Source organism: Streptomyces dysideae (assembly GCF_001514305.1).
GTDB classification, from domain to species: domain Bacteria; phylum Actinomycetota; class Actinomycetes; order Streptomycetales; family Streptomycetaceae; genus Streptomyces; species Streptomyces dysideae.
In genome coordinates this window covers 126,632-143,652 of the sequence record NZ_KQ949092.1, presented here as the reverse complement: position 1 = coordinate 143,652, position 17,021 = coordinate 126,632, and the positions used below count along the sequence as shown (strand labels likewise).

General features: G+C 71.6%; 15 protein-coding genes and 1 pseudogene. 8 read left to right on the top strand and 8 right to left on the bottom strand.

The window, feature by feature from the left end; genetic code table 11:
* The first annotated feature begins 12 nt into the window (after window positions 1–12).
* From AQJ91_RS26465 to AQJ91_RS26445, 5 genes are read left to right on the top strand one after another with little or no spacing between them, the layout of a single operon-like run.
* Window positions 13–1,185, top strand: coding sequence for an ATP-grasp domain-containing protein (locus AQJ91_RS26465; RefSeq protein ID WP_067026453.1), 1,173 nt, complete (start codon window positions 13–15; stop codon window positions 1,183–1,185).
* Window positions 1,182–2,852, top strand: a complete 1,671-nt coding sequence (locus tag AQJ91_RS26460) for an IucA/IucC family protein (RefSeq protein WP_079085195.1) — start codon at window positions 1,182–1,184, stop codon at window positions 2,850–2,852. Before AQJ91_RS26465 ends, AQJ91_RS26460 begins: the two co-directional genes overlap by 4 nt.
* Window positions 2,849–4,039: an MFS transporter gene (locus AQJ91_RS26455; RefSeq protein WP_067026450.1), complete on the top strand. Its 1,191-nt coding sequence runs from the start codon at window positions 2,849–2,851 to the stop codon at window positions 4,037–4,039. Before AQJ91_RS26460 ends, AQJ91_RS26455 begins: the two co-directional genes overlap by 4 nt.
* Window positions 4,039–5,817 carry an IucA/IucC family protein gene (locus AQJ91_RS26450; RefSeq protein WP_067026448.1) on the top strand — a complete coding sequence of 593 codons (1,779 nt, stop codon included), beginning with the start codon at window positions 4,039–4,041 and terminating at the stop codon, window positions 5,815–5,817. Before AQJ91_RS26455 ends, AQJ91_RS26450 begins: the two co-directional genes overlap by 1 nt.
* Window positions 5,814–7,013, top strand: coding sequence for a type III PLP-dependent enzyme (locus AQJ91_RS26445; protein ID WP_067026446.1), 1,200 nt, complete (start codon window positions 5,814–5,816; stop codon window positions 7,011–7,013). Before AQJ91_RS26450 ends, AQJ91_RS26445 begins: the two co-directional genes overlap by 4 nt.
* 78 nt (window positions 7,014–7,091) lie before the next feature.
* Here AQJ91_RS26445 and AQJ91_RS26440 read toward each other — a convergent pair whose 3' ends face one another.
* On the bottom strand, window positions 7,092–7,388 hold the full coding sequence (locus tag AQJ91_RS26440; protein ID WP_067026444.1) for a hypothetical protein: 297 nt from the start codon (window positions 7,386–7,388) through the stop codon (window positions 7,092–7,094).
* 176 nt (window positions 7,389–7,564) lie between these two features.
* Between AQJ91_RS26440 and AQJ91_RS26435 the strand changes: the two genes are divergently transcribed.
* A complete protein-coding gene (locus tag AQJ91_RS26435; RefSeq protein ID WP_067026442.1) occupies window positions 7,565–7,933 on the top strand; it encodes a nuclear transport factor 2-like protein in 369 nt (122 codons plus the stop codon).
* A gap of 21 nt (window positions 7,934–7,954) precedes the next feature.
* Here AQJ91_RS26435 and AQJ91_RS26430 read toward each other — a convergent pair.
* Window positions 7,955–8,221, bottom strand: a pseudogene (locus tag AQJ91_RS26430) (CU044_5270 family protein); the annotation flags it as partial.
* A gap of 71 nt (window positions 8,222–8,292) precedes the next feature.
* Here AQJ91_RS26430 and AQJ91_RS26425 point away from each other — a divergent pair.
* Window positions 8,293–8,535, top strand: a complete 243-nt coding sequence (locus AQJ91_RS26425) for a hypothetical protein (protein WP_199848027.1) — start codon at window positions 8,293–8,295, stop codon at window positions 8,533–8,535.
* A gap of 115 nt (window positions 8,536–8,650) precedes the next feature.
* On the opposite strand, the gene AQJ91_RS26420 is transcribed toward AQJ91_RS26425, so the two are convergent.
* Window positions 8,651–9,355 (bottom strand): TetR/AcrR family transcriptional regulator, encoded by a 705-nt coding sequence (locus AQJ91_RS26420; RefSeq protein ID WP_067026436.1) that lies wholly within the window; start codon window positions 9,353–9,355, stop codon window positions 8,651–8,653.
* Window positions 9,356–9,523: 168 nt separating this feature from the next.
* Here AQJ91_RS26420 and AQJ91_RS26415 point away from each other — a divergent pair, with 168 nt between their 5' ends.
* On the top strand, window positions 9,524–10,780 hold the full coding sequence (locus tag AQJ91_RS26415; protein WP_067026434.1) for a YncE family protein: 1,257 nt from the start codon (window positions 9,524–9,526) through the stop codon (window positions 10,778–10,780).
* On the opposite strand, the gene AQJ91_RS26410 is transcribed toward AQJ91_RS26415, so the two are convergent.
* The 5 genes from AQJ91_RS26410 to AQJ91_RS26390 form a co-directional block, all read right to left on the bottom strand.
* Window positions 10,781–11,980 (bottom strand): glycosyltransferase, encoded by a 1,200-nt coding sequence (locus AQJ91_RS26410; RefSeq protein ID WP_067026432.1) that lies wholly within the window; start codon window positions 11,978–11,980, stop codon window positions 10,781–10,783. It lies immediately after the preceding gene.
* Window positions 11,977–12,171: a hypothetical protein gene (locus tag AQJ91_RS26405; RefSeq protein ID WP_067026430.1), complete on the bottom strand. Its 195-nt coding sequence runs from the start codon at window positions 12,169–12,171 to the stop codon at window positions 11,977–11,979. Before AQJ91_RS26405 ends, AQJ91_RS26410 begins: the two co-directional genes overlap by 4 nt.
* On the bottom strand, window positions 12,168–12,956 hold the full coding sequence (locus AQJ91_RS26400; RefSeq protein ID WP_067026428.1) for a MerR family transcriptional regulator: 789 nt from the start codon (window positions 12,954–12,956) through the stop codon (window positions 12,168–12,170). Before AQJ91_RS26400 ends, AQJ91_RS26405 begins: the two co-directional genes overlap by 4 nt.
* 77 nt (window positions 12,957–13,033) lie before the next feature.
* Window positions 13,034–14,896, bottom strand: a complete 1,863-nt coding sequence (locus AQJ91_RS26395; RefSeq protein WP_067026564.1) for a cellulase family glycosylhydrolase — start codon at window positions 14,894–14,896, stop codon at window positions 13,034–13,036.
* Window positions 14,897–14,978: 82 nt separating this feature from the next.
* Window positions 14,979–16,949, bottom strand: coding sequence for an elongation factor G (locus AQJ91_RS26390; protein ID WP_067026426.1), 1,971 nt, complete (start codon window positions 16,947–16,949; stop codon window positions 14,979–14,981).
* Window positions 16,950–17,021: the final 72 nt, after the last annotated feature.

Below are 17,021 nucleotides of genomic sequence, written 5' to 3'. Positions count from 1 at the left end.
TGTTCCTCTGCCATGCGCCTGTACCTGCTCGCCCTCAACCCGACCGACTCGGTCACCGAGGGTTTCCTGCCGGCCGCGAACCGGCTGGGCCTGGACGTCACCGTCGTCACCGACCAGCCCGCCGCGCACCGCGCCGTCCACCCGGACGTCGAGATCCTGGAGTGCGACGTCCGTGACTTCCGGGCCGTGATCACCCGCATCTCCACGCATCACCTGCCCGACGCCGTCTTCACCAACAGCGACCACCTGCAGACCCAGGCCGCCCAGGCCGCCGCCTACTTCGGCCTCCCCGGCAAGGACTGGCGGGCCACCCTGCGCACCAAGGACAAGGCCGAGATGCGCCGCCGTCTCGCCGCGGCCGGTGTGGACACGGTGTGGTCGGCCGAGCTCACCGAGCCGGTCGCGCTGGACGCGCCGTACCCGTGTGTGATCAAGCCGCGCGAGGGCGTGGCCAGCGAGGACGTCGTCCTCGTGCACAGCGCGGAGGAGCTGGTGACGCGCTCCAAGGAGATCCTGGACCGCCGCCCGGGCGCCGTCCTGGTCGTCGAGGAGTACCTCCCCGGCGAGCTGTTCACTCTGGAGACCCTCGGCGACGGCACCGTCCGCCATGTGCTGGGCGGCTTCCACACCGAGCTGTCTCCGCCGCCCTACTTCATCGAGGAACGCCTCGCCTTCGTCCCCGCCCATCCCGAGCCTGTCGTCGCACAGGTCCTGACACAACTGGACGCGCTGGGCGTCGGGTTCGGCGCCTGCCACACCGAGTTCGTGGTGCACGAGGGCCGAGCGCGGATCATCGAGGTCAACTACCGGGCCATCGGCGACCAGTGCGACCTGCTGCTGGCCCGCCTGCTTCAGATCCCGCTCTTCGAGCACATCCTGCGCACCCACCTGGGCGAGCCTCTCCCGGCCGACCTGGGCGCCCGCCGCGACGGCGCCGCCCGCCTGGAGTACCCGTGCGCCGACCGCACCGGCACCCTCGTCGGTGCCCCGGTCGCCACCGAACTCGACGTCGACGGCGTCCATCTGACGTACCGTCCGCTGCGTGCGGTGGGCGAGCGGCACGACCTGTACCTGACCAACCGCGACTACCTGGGCGTCCTGCGCGCCACCGGCACCGACCAGCGGACGGTGGACCGGGTGGTGGCCGGTTTCCTGGCCGAACGGCAGTGGGAGATCCAGCCGTGACCGCACCCGCCGTGCCGGACACGTCCGAGGCGGAACTGCTCACGCGGGTGCTGAGCGCCCTGCTGCGCGAGGACGTGGTCGGGCTGCGCACGGCCAGTACGGCCGTGGACCGCGCGGACGGCCGCTGGCTGCGGCTCGCCGCACCGGACGACGCCCTGCTGCTGCCCGTCGCCGAGGACGGCTTCCAGTGCGAGTACGCCGCCCGGCTGCCGCTCCTGGTGCGTGAGTCGGACGGCGCCGAGCTGACGTCGTACGACACCGTGCTGGCCGCGCTTCGGGCGCTCGCCGAGTCCGAGGACCGGGGCGGCTTCGACGCGTTCACCGAGGAGTGCCGGCAGACCCTCGCCACGATGCGGCTGCACGCCGCGACCCGGGACGAGCTCACGAAGACGCTGGGTGTTCCGGACGTCGGCCTGGCCTACGACACCCTGGCCGCCCGCCTCGACCACCCCGTGTATCCGACGGCACGCGGGCGGTCCGGGCTCACCGAGGACCAACTGCGCGCGTACGCCCCGGAGTTCCACCCGCGGTTCGCCCTGCGCTGGATGGCGGTACCCCGCGAGACGGTCACCCTCACCGGCAAGCTGCCCGAGTTCTGGCCCCCTCCCCAGGCGCTCGGTCTGGACGGCGTGCGCGACACTCATGTGCTGCTGCCCGTGCACCCGTTGACCGTCGACGCCCTGCGCAGGGCCGGCGACCTTCCGGACGGGACCGTACTGGCCGAGCGGGCGTACCTGGACGTCGTACCGACGCTGTCCATGCGCACCGTGGCCACGGTCGAGGACCCGTCCGTGCACCTCAAACTCCCCCTGGCCACCGCGACGCTGGGCCTGCGCAACAAGCGGACCGTCAAGCCCGGCACGCTGGTCGACGGTGCGGCGGGGCAACGGCTGCTGGAGGCCGTGATCGCCCGCGAGCCCCGTTTCCGGGACACGGTCCTGCACGCCGACGAGACGACGTACGCGCACGCCGGGCACGAGCTGCTCGCCGTCCTCTGCCGCCGCTACCCGCCCGGCCTCGACGACTCCGTGGTCGTACCGCTGGCGGCCCTCCTCGCCGAGGCGCCCGACGGACGGCTGGTCGTCGACCAGCTCGCCGACCGCTTCTACGGCGGCGACCCGCTCGCCCTGCTGGACGCCTGCCTGACGCTGCTCTTCGACTGGCAGACCACGCTGTTCGGCTACGGCATCGCGCTGGAGTCGCACCAGCAGAACGTCTCGCTGGTGCTGCGGCCGGGCAGTCTGCGGCTGCTGTTCAAGGACAACGACGGGCCGCGGATCAACAGCGAGCGGCTGGACGCCGTGCTCCCCGGGCCGTGGGGCTTCGACGACGCGCGGACGTTCTGCACCGACGACGGGCCGGTCGCCGACGTGTTCGCCACGATCACCGTCCATCTGTGCGCGGGCGCCTACGCGTTCGGGCTCCCCCGGCACCGCCACGCCCTGCTCGGCCTCGTCCGGGACCGGCTGACGGAGGCGGTGGACCGGCTCGGCGGGGACGCGGGGGACGTTCTGCGCGCCCGGGTGCTGCGGGCGCCGCGGCTGCCGGTGAAGGCGATGGTGACGGCCGGGACGCTGCTGTCCAAGGAGCATTCGGGCGCCGCCGACGTCAACAAGCACTACACCACCGGCCCCAACTACCTGCTGACCGGCGGAGGTTCGGCATGAGCGTCCAGGCGCTGCGGATGCCGGGCAGCGCGTTCGGGCGCAGCCATGTGCACGCGGTGGCGGGCTGTTACTTCGTGGCGTCCTTCGCGGCGCTGGGGCTGCCGCCGTATCTCACGGAGATCCTGCCGGAGCTGGGCGACCGGGGTGCCCGCTGGGCGGGTGTGCTGTATGTCGTGCCGACCGTGTTCGGCGCGCTCGGCGCCCCGCTGTGGGGTCGGCTCGCCGACCGGTTCGGGCGCAAACGGCTGCTGCTGCGGGCCCAGTTGGGCCTGGCCGTGGCCTTTCTGCTCGCGGGCTGGGCGGACTCCCTGGCCACCTTCACGGTGGCGCTGGTGCTCCAGGGCATCCTGGGCGGCACCTTCGCCGCGTCCAACGGCTATCTGGGCGCCGCGCTGGAGGGCGTGGCCCTGTCGAAGGCGCTCACCCTGATGCAGGGCAGCGCCCGGGCCGCCCTGGTCGTCGCGCCGATCGTGGTGGGGTCGCTGTCCGGGTGGATGTCCCCGCAACGCCAGTACGCGCTGCTGGCCGTACTGCCGCTCACCGCCGCCCTGTTGCTTGCCGCGCTGCCCGAGCCGGAAACGGTACGGCAGGCGGAGCGCAAGCCCGTCACGGCGTCCGAGGAGACCCCGACGGTCTCGCTGAACGCCCTGTACGCCCTGGAGTTCGCCTTCGTGTTCTCCACCGTCATCTCCTTCCCCTATCTGATCCAGCTCGTCGAAGACCGGCTGCCGGGCACCTCACCGGCGCTGTCCGGAGTGCTCTTCGCGCTGCCCCACCTCTGCTATCTGGTGACGGCGCTCAAGGTCCACTCCGTCTTCCAGGACCGGCCCCGGACCGGCCTCGCGCTCGGCTTCGCCGGTATCGCGCTCGGGCTCGCCGGACACGGGATCGCCGGTTCGCTGCCCGCGCTGATCGCCGTACGGCTGCTGCTGGGCGCGGGGCTCACGCTCGGCCTGGTGTGTCTGTCGGTGCTGGCGGCCGACTGCGCCAAGGGCCGGGCGCCCGGCGGCATGTTCGGTTCGCTGGAGTTCTTCTCCAAGGCCGGCGCGGTCGCCGCCGGCGTGGCCGCCGCCGCGGGCAGTGTCCGCTTCGGACCGGCCGCACCCGTGCTGATCGGCGGTGCCGCCGCCGCCCTCACCGCCACTCTCCTCCCCACACTGCACCTGCGCACCCGCTGGAGCCGCTGATGCCCTCGCTGACCGATTCGCTCGGGAGCGCCCCCAATCTCTCGACTCCGTTCGAGCCCGGGGGGACCCCCGTCGCCCCCACCGAACTGCCCACCGCCGACGACGCGGTGGCGCACACCCTCCTCAACTGCCTGCTGCGCGAGGTGTCCGGACCCGAGCACCAGAGCGTCGTCGCCGACGGCCGGCTGCTGCTGCGGCTGCCCCGCCGCGGAGTGCTGCTGCGCGTCGCCCTGCGCCGCACCTCCCTGCTCGGCGCGCACCGCTTCACGGGCCCGGTGAGCGAACAGCGCGACGCCGGCTGGGCGGAGGTGGACTGGCGCCGGCTGGCCGAGTACACGCACGACGAGCTGTCGCTGCGCACCGGCGTCCGCAACGAGGAGTTCCTGGAGCAGATCGCCTCCAGCCACGACGCCATCGCCACCGCACTGGCCGCCCCACGGACGGCCCGCCCCTCCGCCGACCGTCTCTCCGCCTACCTGGACTCCGAGCAGTCGCTGCTGTTCGGTCACCGCTTCCACCCCACCCCCAAGGCCCGCACCGGCGACCCGCGCGCCTGGTCCGCGTACGCGCCGGAGGTCGGGGCCGCCTTCCCGCTGCGGCACCTCGCCGTCCGCGCCGACCTGATCGCCGAGGAGTACGCCGACCCGTCGGCCGTCGCCCCGCTGGACCAGCAGCGCGCGGACGTCCCCGACGGCTACCGTCTGCTGCCCGCCCACCCCTGGCAGTACGAGACGCTCAGCGAGCACCCGGCGCTGCGCGCGGCCCTCGACAGCGGTGACGTCCTCGACCTCGGCCCCGGCGGACAGCCCTTCGCCGCCACCGCGTCGGTGCGCACCCTGTACGACGGCGAGACGTTCCTGAAGTTCAGCCTGAACGTGCGGATCACCAACTGCCTGCGCAAGAACAGCAGTTACGAGCTGTCCGGCGCCGTCGCCCTCACCCACGCCCTGGCCCCGGCCCTCACCGACCTGGCCGAACGCTTCTCCGGCAGCGCGGTGCTCCGCGAACCCGCCTACCGCACGCTCGCCCTGCCCGGCGCCGACGGGACCCCGGACCTCGCGCTGTTCGAGGGCTTCGGCGTCATCGTCCGCGAGGGCCTGCCACTGCGGCTGGCGCCGGGCACCACTCCCCTGCTGGCGGCCGCGGTCGCCGACGAGTACCCGACGGGCGCCGCCCACATCTCCCGCCTCCTGGCGGGTGCGGACGCACAGCAGGCCCTCGACTGGTGGTCGGCGTACCTGGACCTCCTGGTCCCACCCGTGCTGGCCGCCTACTTCGACCACGGCCTGGTCCTGGAACCGCACCTCCAGAACGTGCTGGTCTGTGTCGACGGCGACGCGATGCCCGCCCAGGTCCTGTTCCGTGACCTGGAGGGCACCAAGCTGGTCCCCGACCACCACACGGACATGCTGGCCGCGCTGCCGCCCGAGGTCGCGGGGCCGATGACGTACGACGCGCAGCGCGGCTGGGACCGCGTCGTCTACTGCCTGCTGGTCAACCACGTCGCCGAGCTGCTCGCCGCGCTCGCCGACCTGCATCCGCAGGCGGAGGCGGCGCTGTGGGCCCGGGTACGCGGCACGCTCCAGACGTACGCCGACCGGAACGGCTGCCCGCCGCGCCTGGCCGCCCTGCTCGCCGGAGTGCCGCTGCCGGCCAAGACCAATCTGCTGACCCGCTGGGAGCGCAAGGCCGACCGCGAGGCCGGTTACGTCCGGCTGCCGTCGCCGCTCGCCGAGGACATCCTGCGCGACACGACGACCGGGAGTGCCACCCGATGACCGACCCGACGCCCGCGGTCCGCGACCGCGTCCTGTCCCTGCCGTCAGCCGAACTGCCCGCGTACCTCTACGACTTGGCGGCCCTTCGCCACCACGCGGCAACCGTGCGGGCGGCGCTTCCCGCGCGGGTCGAGCTGTACTACGCCGCCAAGGCCAACCCGGAGCCGGAGATCCTCGCCGCGCTCGGCCCGCACGTCGACGGCTACGAGGTTTCCTCGGGCGGTGAACTCGCCCATGTCGCCAAGGCGGTGCCGGGCCGGCCGCTCGCCTTCGGCGGACCCGGCAAGACGCCGGACGAGGTGACGGCCGCGCTGGAGACGGGAGTGGAGCGCTTCCACGTCGAGAGCGAGTACGAGCTGCGCATGCTGGCCGAGTTGGCGCGACAGGTCGCACCGGGGCGGAAGGTCGCGGTGCTGCCGCGCGTCAACCTGCCGGTGGCCGACGGTTCGTTGGCGGGCAGCTCGCTGGCGATGGGCGGCCGTCCGACACCGTTCGGCATGGACCCGGCCCGGGCCGTCACCGTCATCGGGGCGCTCGCGGACGGCACGTATCGACAGCTCGAACTGCGGGGCATCCACGCCCACTTGGCGAGTGGCCTGGAGGCTCCGGAGCAGCTGGCGGTCGCCGAGACGGTCGTCGACTGGGCGACGAGCCTCGGGGTTCCGCTCGCCGAGGTGAACGTCGGCGGCGGCATGACCGTCGACTACGCCGACCCGGAGCGCCGCTTCGACTGGACCGCGTACGGGAAGGGCCTGGCCCGGCTGACCGAGGCGCACCCGGAGCTGACCCTGCGGATCGAGCCGGGGCGGGCGCTGACGGCGTACTGCGGCTGGTACGCCACCGAGGTGCTGGACGTGAAGCACAGCCACGGCGAGGAGTTCGCCGTCGTCCGGGGCGGCACCCACCATCTGCGCACCCCGGCGGCGAAGGGCCACGACCAGCCCTGCTCCGTGCTCGAGGTGGACGCCTGGCCGTATCCCTGGCCCCGCCCGGCCGCCGAGGACGACCATGTCACCCTGGCCGGACAGTTGTGCACGCCGAAGGACGTGCTGGCCCGCCGGGTGCCTGCGCCGGGGCTGCGGGCCGGGGACCGGGTGGCGTTCTCACTGGCGGGTGCCTACGCGTGGAACATCTCCCACCACGACTTCCTGATGCACCCCAGGCCGGGCTTCCACTTCCTGGACGCCACCGGGTAGGCGGCACGTCACGCTCGGCGCACGCGAAGGGCCGCCCGGCGACGATCCGGGCGGCCCTGGCGGTGGATGTGGGACGTGTCAGGCCTCGATGGCCGGCAGCAGGCCGGTGACGGGGGCGGCCAGGTCGGTGGCCTGGTGCAGCTGGTTCAGGTCGTTGAGGCGGTTGAGCTGCGTCAGCTGCTGGGAGACCCGCGGCATCCTGTGCTTGTGCTGCTCGGGGATGTCGCTCACGGTGACCGCGTCGAGCGTGCTGATCGGGTTCAGCTTGCCGACGTTCTGGGCGTCCGCTTCGGCCGCGCCGGCCAGCGGTGCGGCGAGGCCGGTGATTCCGGCGGCCAGACCAACGGCGGCGACGATACGTCGTGTTGAGATCATGCTTTCAGCAACGCCGACGGCACCGTGCCGGACACGGCCGCCCGGTGCCGCTCACCCGTCAGGCGGAGCGGGCGGCTGCGTTTGCCGAGCCCGCCGGGGCGGAGGACGCTCGAAAGGTGGGGGGGGTTCTTCGCGGCCCGCTTCTCATCGGGCCGCGGCCCTCGAAGGAGGTCACTATGGGCACCGCGGCAAGTTCCGGCTTCACCACCGAAACACTGCGCCGAAGCATCGAAGGAAGCACTGCGGCGAATCTTCTGTCGCTCTACGCGGACGGCGCGGAACTGCGGGTCGTGGACCGCAACACCCAGCCCAGTCAGCCCAGGGTGCTGCACGGCCGCGACGAGATAGGCGAGCTGTTCGACGACGTCTACAGCCGCGACATCAAGACGCACAAGCTGGAGAAGTGCGTGATCCAGGGAGACAGCGCCGCCTACACGGAGTCCTGCGAGTACTCGGACGGGGTCCGGGTCTTCGCCGAATCGATGATCACCCTGCGCGACGGCAAGATCGTCGACCAGACCATAGTCCAGGCCTGGGACGAATAGGCAGGGCGCTCCGTGTGATCGTCAGCGCATCCAGGCGTTGTACGACACCTCGACGCCGTGCTCGGGCCCGTCCTTGGTGAAAGTGGTCTCCAGACCGAGGACGGTGTCCGTCGCCGGGGCCATGATGAGCATCCGGCGTGCGCCGGGGACGTGGTGGACATACGCCTGTCCGCACCGCCCGAGCCGGTCCGTCACCTGCCCGGCCGGGCGCAGTCCCTCGGCGTCCGCGAGGAGCCGGGCGAGCGCGGCGGACCCGCGGGCGCCGAGGGTCCAGTGGTCGAGGAGGATCTGCATGGGCGAGTGACGTGTTGTTGCTGGCCGGTTCGACCGCTCCCCTGGGACACAGCATCGCCGAGAGGATGTCGCTGCCGAGCATCGGCGTCCACCTCCAACCGCTCGCCCCCACCGGGGAGTTCGCGCCGCCGATGCTCCGCACCGGTTCCTGGGGCGCCGTCGGCAACCGCATCGCCGGGCACGCGGTGAACCTGGCCGTCGAGCGGGTCTTCGCGGCGACCGTCCCGGAGGTGCGGGGCACGACTGGGACTGCCTCGCGCCAGGGCCCGCCTCACGCCGTCGTCGGCGCTGGTCCGGGCGGTCCGTGAGCCCGCGTACGGCGAGCGGGCGCGAACGCTGGGGGCTCGTATCCGCGCGGAGGACGGGGTCACCCCCGTGGTGGACGCGCTGAACCGCCTCGGGAACCAAGGCCTGCCCGGCGGATCATGCCGGAGACGCGGGGCCTGGCACGCCCACCTGCGCCGACGAGGCGTCGTCCGGGCTCCAACCCGGCGGCCGCAGGATCGCCACCAGCTGCCGGACCAGTTCGTCGACCACCTCGTCCAGCGTCGCGTTCACCCACCCGGCACTCCAGTCGTGGAGTAACCCGTTGACGCTGCCGATGAACGCCGTCGCGGCGAGCCGGTAGTCGCGGGGCGCCGCCTCGCCGCGGGCCACGGCCGACTGTGCTTCGGCGCAGATCAGCTCGATCCAGCCGGACCGGCGGGCCAGGCGCTGTTCCTCCACGCGCGGGCTGACGCCGACGATCTCGACGAAGGTGATGCGGATGCGGCGCGGGTCGGCGGTGACGTTCGCTGCGTACGCGCGGAAGATCGTGGAGGCGCGTTCGAGGACCGACCAGTCCTCCGTGCCGGCCACCGCGGTCAGGACCGCTTCCTCGGCCCAGGCGTTGACCTGGAGGTGGAGGGCGGCCAGCACGTCCTCGAGGGTGCGGAACTCCTCGTAGAACTGACGGGTGGACAGACCCGCGGCCTCGCTGAGCGCGGCGACGGTCGTGTTCCGGAAGCCGGGGCTGTCGCCGAACAGCTGGAGTGCCGCGTCCAGGAAGCGGCGCCGCCGCTCGGCCTGGCGCTCCTGTGCGGTCTTGCCGCCATAGCGACCGGTCGGCGCCTTGAGCCTGCCCGCCACGCTGTTCCTCCTGTTGCGTCGTTCGACCCCCGGGCCAATTTTGTCGCGTACGCAGTCTTGTGCAGAAGGCCGCCCCTCCTTACTTTTCAGTAAGTTATCTCTGAATGCGCTCGTGTTCAGATTCTCAGCCATGTCACGGCCCACCCCCACCCCAGAGGAGAGCGCAGCATGCCTGCCATCAGTCCCAGGCACCTTTGCTCCGTAGCCGCCGCCCTCGTCCTGACCGTCACCGCTCCAGCGACCGCCGCCACCGCCGCTCCGGACGCCTCCGCCGCCGCCCTGCGCGAGGTGCTGTTCGTCGGGAACAACTGGGACGGCACCGCCGAAGTCATCAAGTCCTCCGGTGACTTCGCGAAGATCGGGCGGATCAACGTCATCCCCGACAAGGACGCGCGGATGGCGGAGATCAACGCCGATCCGATCAAGTGGATCTATTTCATGGCGATCCGCAACAGTGTCGGCGAGGGGCACGACCAGTTCGTCGACGACATGTACTCCACGCCGGACGGGAACTCGGTGGTGGTCTCGCGGCCGAGCTTCGCCGATGTCGTGTCCATCGACCTGGCCACCGGTGCCATCAACTGGCGGTTCGCCGTGTCGGGTTACCGCGCCGACCACATGGCGGTCTCCCCCGACGGCACCCGGGTCGCGGTGTCCGCCTCCACGGGCAACAAGGTGCACGTGCTGAACATCGAGACGGGCAAGGAGCTCGGTTCGTTCGGCACGGGCGACAAGCCGCACGAGAACATCTTCACCAAGGACGGCAAGTACATCTGGAACATGTCGATCGGCGACGTGAACACGTCCACCGACGCGCCGTGGCTGGACTGGACGAAGGGTGACCGGCGCATCACGGTCGTCGACGCGACCACGTACCAGCAGGTCAAGGTCATCGACATGCGGGAGCGGCTGAACGCGATCGGTCTGTCCGACTACTCGGACGCGGTGCGGCCCGCGGTGTTCTCGCCGGACGAGTCGAAGCTGTACTTCCAGGTGTCGTTCTTCAACGGCTTCTTCGAGTACGACATCGCCACCGACAAGATCACCCGGACGAAGACCCTGCCGAAGAACCCGGCGACCAACGACGACCGCACCACGTTCGTCAACGACTCGCGCCACCACGGCATTTCGATGAGTCCGGACGGCAGCAAGCTGTGTGTCGCGGGCACGATGGACGACTACGCGACGGTCGTCAACCGCACGACGCTCCAGGAGGGCCCGCTGGTCACCGCCTCGAAGCCCTACTGGGCGACCGTCAGCGGTGACGGCAAGTCCTGTGTCGTGTCCGAGAGCGGTACCGACCAGGTCACGGCCATCGACTTCGCCACCGGGCAGAAGACGGTGTCCGTCCCGGTCGGCGACCACCCGCAGCGCGTACGCCTGGGCCATGTGCAGGCCAACTGGACCAGCCCGTCGGCCGGTTGATCAGCGCAGCGCCTTCAGTACCGCCCCCACGCCGTCCTCGGTCGCCATGTGCTGTGCGGCGACCGCGGCGGCGCGGGCGTACGTCTGCCGCCGTACCACCCGGCCGAGCGCGTCGGCGAGCCGCTCCGCGGTGAGGGACGTGAAGGGGATCGGGTCGGTGGCGGCGCCGAGTGCGGCGAGCCGTCCGGCCCAGAACGGCTGGTCCGCCGTCACCGGCACCGACACCGCGGGCGCCCCGGCGCGCAGCGCGGCTGCCGCGGTGCCCGCGCCGGCGTGGTGCACCACCGCGGCCACCCTCGGGAACAGCAGCGCGTGCGGTACGTCCCCGATCGTCAGCACGTCGTCCCCGTCGGCGGCGAGCCCGGCGCTGCCCGCCTGGAGGATCCCGCGCAGCCCGGCGCTGCGCAGCGCGGTCACGGCGATCTCGCTCAGCCGCTCCCCGTGGCCGCCCGCCATGCTCCCGAAGCCGATGAACACCGGGCGGGGTCCGGCCGCGAGGAAGTCCTCCAGTTCCGCGGGCAGCCGTCGGTCCGGGGCGACGTACGGCCACCAGGTCCCTACGACGTCCAGGCCGGACCGCCAGTCGGGCGGGCGGGGCACGAGTGCCGTGCTGAAGCCGTGCAGGACGGGCCAGTCGGCCCGCTGCTGTCGTCGGCGCATCGCGACAGGGGTGAGCGGGGGCAGGTCGAGGCGGCGGCGCAGCTCGGTGACCGCCTGGGCGTAGATCCGGTCAGCCATGCGGAGCGCGAACCGCCCGGCCGTACGGTTGCCGAGGCGCCCCAGGGAACGGGTCCCCGCGACCACGGGCGGGAAGTCGCCGGTCGGGGCGGTCGGCTGGAGGTAGGCGCCGAGGGTCGGCACGCCCGTGGCGTCGGACAGATGCCAGCCGAGCTGGGCCGTGGTGGCCGACAACAGGAGCAGGTCGGTGCCCAGGGCGACGGCGTCGGCGAAGCCCTGTCCGAGGTCGGTGACGAAGGCGGCCGCGGTGCGCATCAGTTCACGCCGGTCCGTGACATCGCCCTGGGATTCCGGGCGACCGGGGAGGCTACGGAACTCCACCCCGGCCTCCCGTACGAGGGGCGCGAAGGCGTCGGTCGTGGCGAGGGCGACGTCATATCCGCCCTGCCGCAGTTCCGCGCCCAGCCCCGTGTAGGGCGCGACATCGCCGCGCGAGCCGGCGGCAGCGATCAGAATCCTCATCGATCCTCCCCCGGAGCCACCCTGCGCACCGCGTTGGCATGAACTGCCCCGCCCAGATGGCAGACGAAGCCGCGCAAGACGCCGGTCGTGGCCAGGGCAATGTCGCATCCGGCCTGCCCCAGTTCCGCACCCAGCCCCGTGTAGGGCGCGACATCGCCGCGCGAGCCGGCGGCAGCGATCAGAATCCTCATCGGTCCTCCTCCGAAGCCACCCGGCGGGCCGCGTTGGCGTGAACGGCCTTGCGCAGATGGGCGGCGAGGCCCGGCCGCTGCTGGGACGGCGGGACGACGAGGGCGAAGGCGCGCGGGTCGGTGGCGAAGTCGTCCGCGATGCGCCGGTGCATGTCGGGCGGGCAGCTGGTGAACCAGCTGGCGATGTGCAGCCGGTGTTCCTCGGCGAGGTCCATGGCCCGTTCGCCGTCACTGGGCTCGCCCTCGTCGTAGGCGGCGAGGAGTTCCGCGCGCCAGGCGGCGGCCTCGCCCATGAGCTGCCGCCAGTCCTCCTTGGTGTGGGCGGCGGCCCGGGCCATCGACTCCTTCTGGCCGGCCGAGTCCTGCCACTTGATCTGCCGCTCGGTGGCATAGCTCAGGTCGAAGCCGATCTCGCCGAAGACGTCGAAGCGTTCTTCGGGAGTCAGCCGCACCCCGGTCTGCTGGACCTCGATGGCCTGCTCGGCCACCTCGGCGAGTCGCCGGAGCCGGTCGATCTCCGCGGTCAACTGCCCTACCCGCACCCGGAGATGCTCCAGAGCGTTCGCCTGCGGGTCCTTGAGGATGTCGGCGATCTCGTCGAGGGAGAAGCCCAGTTCCCGGTAGAAGAGGATCTGCTGGAGCCGGGCCAGGTCGGTGTCGCTGTACAGCCGGTAACCGGCGCCGCTGCGGCCACTGGGCGAGAGGAGTCCCGCCCGGTCGTAGTGGTGCAGCGTGCGCACGGTCACCCCGGCGAAGGCCGCGACCTGCCCCACGGAATAACTCATTCACCTGCCCTTTCGTCGGGACCCAGCGTGCAGCCTGACGTAAGGGGAGGGTCAACTCAGCGCCAGGATCCGATCGTCTACCCGATCTTCTGCGCGGCCCACGCCGCCAGCTCGGACCGGGCCGCGGTCAGCTGCGCCGCCGAGGGAGCGGGGGTGGCCCCGTTGGTCACCAGCGCGTAGTGCAGGACGCCGGAGTCCTGGTCGGTGAGCAGCAGGCGGCGGCTGCCCGTGCCGCCTGGTTCGGGGGCCGCGGCGACCGGGGTCGTCGAGGTGTACGCGGGCGGGCCGTACGTCGTGCCCAGGTCGGAGACGACGGTGGTGGTGCCGGTCGGGAAGGACGCCGGCAGGTGCAGTTCGGTCGGGGCGGAGCCACTGCCCGAGCGCCACACCAGCAGCCCGTACTGGCCCGTGCCCACCAGCCGCGCCACGTTCGGCAGCGAACTCGGCACCGGGTTCCAGGTCAGGGTCGTCGAGCCGTCGCGCGAGCGGTCCTCGTAGGTGAAGGCGACCGTCGTGCCGGAGGTGGCGCTCGGATAGACCCGGTCGAGCAGGCGGGCGTCCTGGCGCAGTGTCGCCGTGCCGGAGTCGTCGAGGCGTACGGCGGACAGGTCCTCGTCGTTCCAGGCGTCGCCGGTGGTGAGGACCTTGTCGGGGTTGTCGTTCATCAGCTCGTGGTGACGGCCGTTGTAGATGTCCCACTGCCACTGGCTGCCGGACAGGACGGGGCCGGAGCCCGCCGGGTTCGACCACCAGCTCGCGCCCGGGACCCGGGAGTCGAGGGCCTGGTACATCGCCTTGAGGACGGTCGGCGCCTTGTCGGAGACCGAGCCCGCCAGCGGATGGCCGAACTCACTGATGATCGCGGGCGTCCTGGTGGCCGCCGCGCGGTCCCGGACCGTGCCGAAGTCGCCCGTGTACTGGCCGTCCTGCGCCTTGCCCCACATGAAGACGCCGGAGATGGCCTTCTGGTCGTAGAAGTGGGTGTTGAAGACGTAGCGCGGGCCGAGCGTCCCGGCGTCGAGCAGTCCGCCCTCCTGTTTCTGGAAGTCGATGTTGGCGTTCCAGAAGAGGTTCGGTTCGGCGAAGACGGGCTTGTCCTGCCAGCCTGCCGCGTCCATGCGGGCCCGGAACTTCTCGTAGAACGGCCACAGTACGTCCCGTTCCCAGGTGCGACTGGTCTGGCCGGAATCGTATGTTCCGGGGTGCGGTTCGTTGTACGGGTCGAAGCCGAGGACGCCCGTGAACTCGGCGGCGGTGACGTTCTGTTTGATGTACGCCATCGTCTTCTGGGCGGTGGCGAGGAAGGCGTCCTGGAGTCCGTACGTGTTGTGCCAGAAGTCGTACGTCGCCCGTTTCACGGCCTCGTTCTGGGTGATGTTCTGCCCCCAGAAAAGGCAGATCCCGCAGTTCTCGTCGGGGTAGTTCCCCGCGTCCACGGCCCACTTGGGGGCGCCGTCGCCCGTGTACCAGCTGTCCGGGTCGAAGAGGTGGCGGGAGTAGAGGTCCTGGTGGAAGTCGGGGTAGACGCGGAGGCCGACGTCGAGGAAGGCGCGCATCTGGGCGGTGGCGGCGGCCAGGTACGCTGTGTCGACCTGGCCGCGGACCGGTTCGGCGTACGCCCAGGAGAGCAGGAAGCGGACGGAGTTGCCGCCGCCGAGGGCGCGCAGCGCGGTCGCGGACTTCTTCGCGTCCGCGACCGATGCGAAGGGCAAGCCGCTGTTCTCCGCCAGCTTGGTCTCGCCGGAGACGTTGTAGCCGCGCAGTACGACTTCTCTTCCCTGGCCGTCGGTGAAGCGGCCGTTCTGCACGGTCAGCGGCGTTTCGTCGAACCAGAGGGAGTCGGGGAGAGTGGCGGCGGTGGCGGGGCGGTTGCCCGCGACCGTCAGGAATCCGAAGAGGAGAACCAGAACAACGAGCAGACGCGCGCGTTTATTCGGCATGTCCACTACAGTCCGGCGATATCCGGACACAGTCAACACCCCTGACTCCCCAGTAAGTTGACTCTCAGCCACCTCTGCGGCCTCATGCGCCGACTCTGCGTGTCACGTTCAGCAGGTACTCCTTCCGGTTCAGCGGGTTGTGGTCGGTGCGCGGCCGTTCCGGCACCGTGCCGCGGGTGACGGGCGCGTAGTGGTCGAAGGCACACTCCATCTCGCCCTCGCCCCGGGTGAGCCCCGGCAGCCGCTGCTCCAGTCCGTGCACCTGGGCCGCCGGCACCACGCCCTCCAGGACGCAGGCCGCACCCCGGGTCTCGGTGGTCTGCGGTACGGCCCGGGCCGCGGCCAGCACCGGGAGCAGGGCGCCCAGGGTGTCGGCCGGGGCCTCGGCGCGGAACCGGTGCATCGGCTCGTACACCCGGGTGCCGGCCCGCCGCAGTGCCTCGATCAGGACCAGCGGGGTCACTCCGCGGAAGTCGGCGCCGGTGCTCGACATGCTCTTGTCGAAGCCCTGGTGGGCGTGGCTCTGCCGGGGCGAGTAGCCGGAGTGGGTCATGGCGACCGTGCAGTCGGTGACCTGCCAGCCGTTCAGGCCCTGGCCGAGGGTCTCGCGCACGGTGTCCTCGACGGCCTTGAAGAAGGCGTACGGCATGGCGCCCAGCTCCACCTCCAGCCGGAAGGCGACGCCCGAACCGGGCGGCGCGGGATCGACGCGCAGGCCGACGGTCGCGAGGAAGGGGTTGGCGTCCTTCTTGTTGAACTCGACCGCCGCTCCCGACCCGACCGGCCGCTCGATGCACAGGGGCGTGGTCTCGCGGAAGGTGACGTCGAGGCCGTACTCGTCGGCGAGCGTGGCCTGCACGACCTCCTTCTGCACCTCGCCGTAGAGGGAGACCGAGATCTCCTGGCGTACCTCGTCGTGACGCAGGTCGATCAGCGGGTCCTGTTCGGCGAGCTGGGTGAGCGCGAGGTGCAGGGCCCGCTTGTCCGTGCCGACGCCGGGGACGACGACCGTCTCGAGGGTGGGCGGGGCGAAGAAGTGGCCGTACGCCTTGCGGGGTTCGCCGAGGGTGTCGCCGATCCTGATGTCGGCCAGGCCCCACAGTCTGGCGATCCGGCCCGCGGGGACCTCGTCGGCGCGGATGTCCGTGCCGTGGTCGAAGACGCTGACGGCGGTGACCCTGCCCTCGGTCCGGGCCTCGCCGAAGCGGATCCGGTCGCGGGTGCGCAGGGTCCCGGAGAACATCCGCGCGTACGCCACCCTCTCCCCCGCCGGACCCCGGTCGACCTTGAAGACGGTGCCCGAGACCGGGCCGCCGGGGTCGCCGCCGGCAGTGGGCAGCAGTTCCCTGATGCCGTCGGCCAGCGCGGCGATGCCGGCGCCCGTCATGGCGGAGCCGAAGTACACGGGGTGCACGAGGGCCTGCCGGGTCTGGGCGGCGAGGGCGGTGCGGAGGCGGTCGTACGAGACCGTGTCCTCGACGTACGCGGAGAGCAGGTCGTCGTCGTGGTCGGCGAGGACGTCCAGCGCGGACGGGCCGAGGCCCGGCAGGAACCGCGCCGCGCGGGTGCCGAGTCCGTCGGCCGTCCCCATGGGCACGACGGACGCCGTCAGCCGCTCGGAGAGCTCCCGCAGGACGCCCTCGTACCGCGCTCCGCGCCGGTCGGTCTTGTTGACGAAGATCAGGGTCGGGATGCGCAGCCGCTGCAGCGTCCGCATCAGGACGCGCGTCTGCGCCTGGACGCCTTCGACGGCCGAGACGACCAGCACGGCCCCGTCGAGCACGCCGAGCACCCGCTCCACCTCGGCGATGAAGTCCGGGTGGCCGGGGGTGTCGATGAGGTTGACGGTGACGTCGTCGAGCGCGAAGGAGACGACGGCGGACTTGATGGTGATGCCGCGCTGCCGCTCCAGCGCGAGGGTGTCGGTCTGCGTGCTGCCGGTGTCGACGCTTCCGATCTCGTCGATCACCCCTGCGCAGTACAGCAGCCGCTCGGTGAGGCTGGTCTTACCTGCGTCTACGTGCGCGACGATTCCGAGATTGAGCGAGTGCACTGAGCGTGATGTCCTTCGGCATGGTGGGGGTTCCTTCCTGGGTGGACATGCACGCAGTGCGCATCGCTGCTC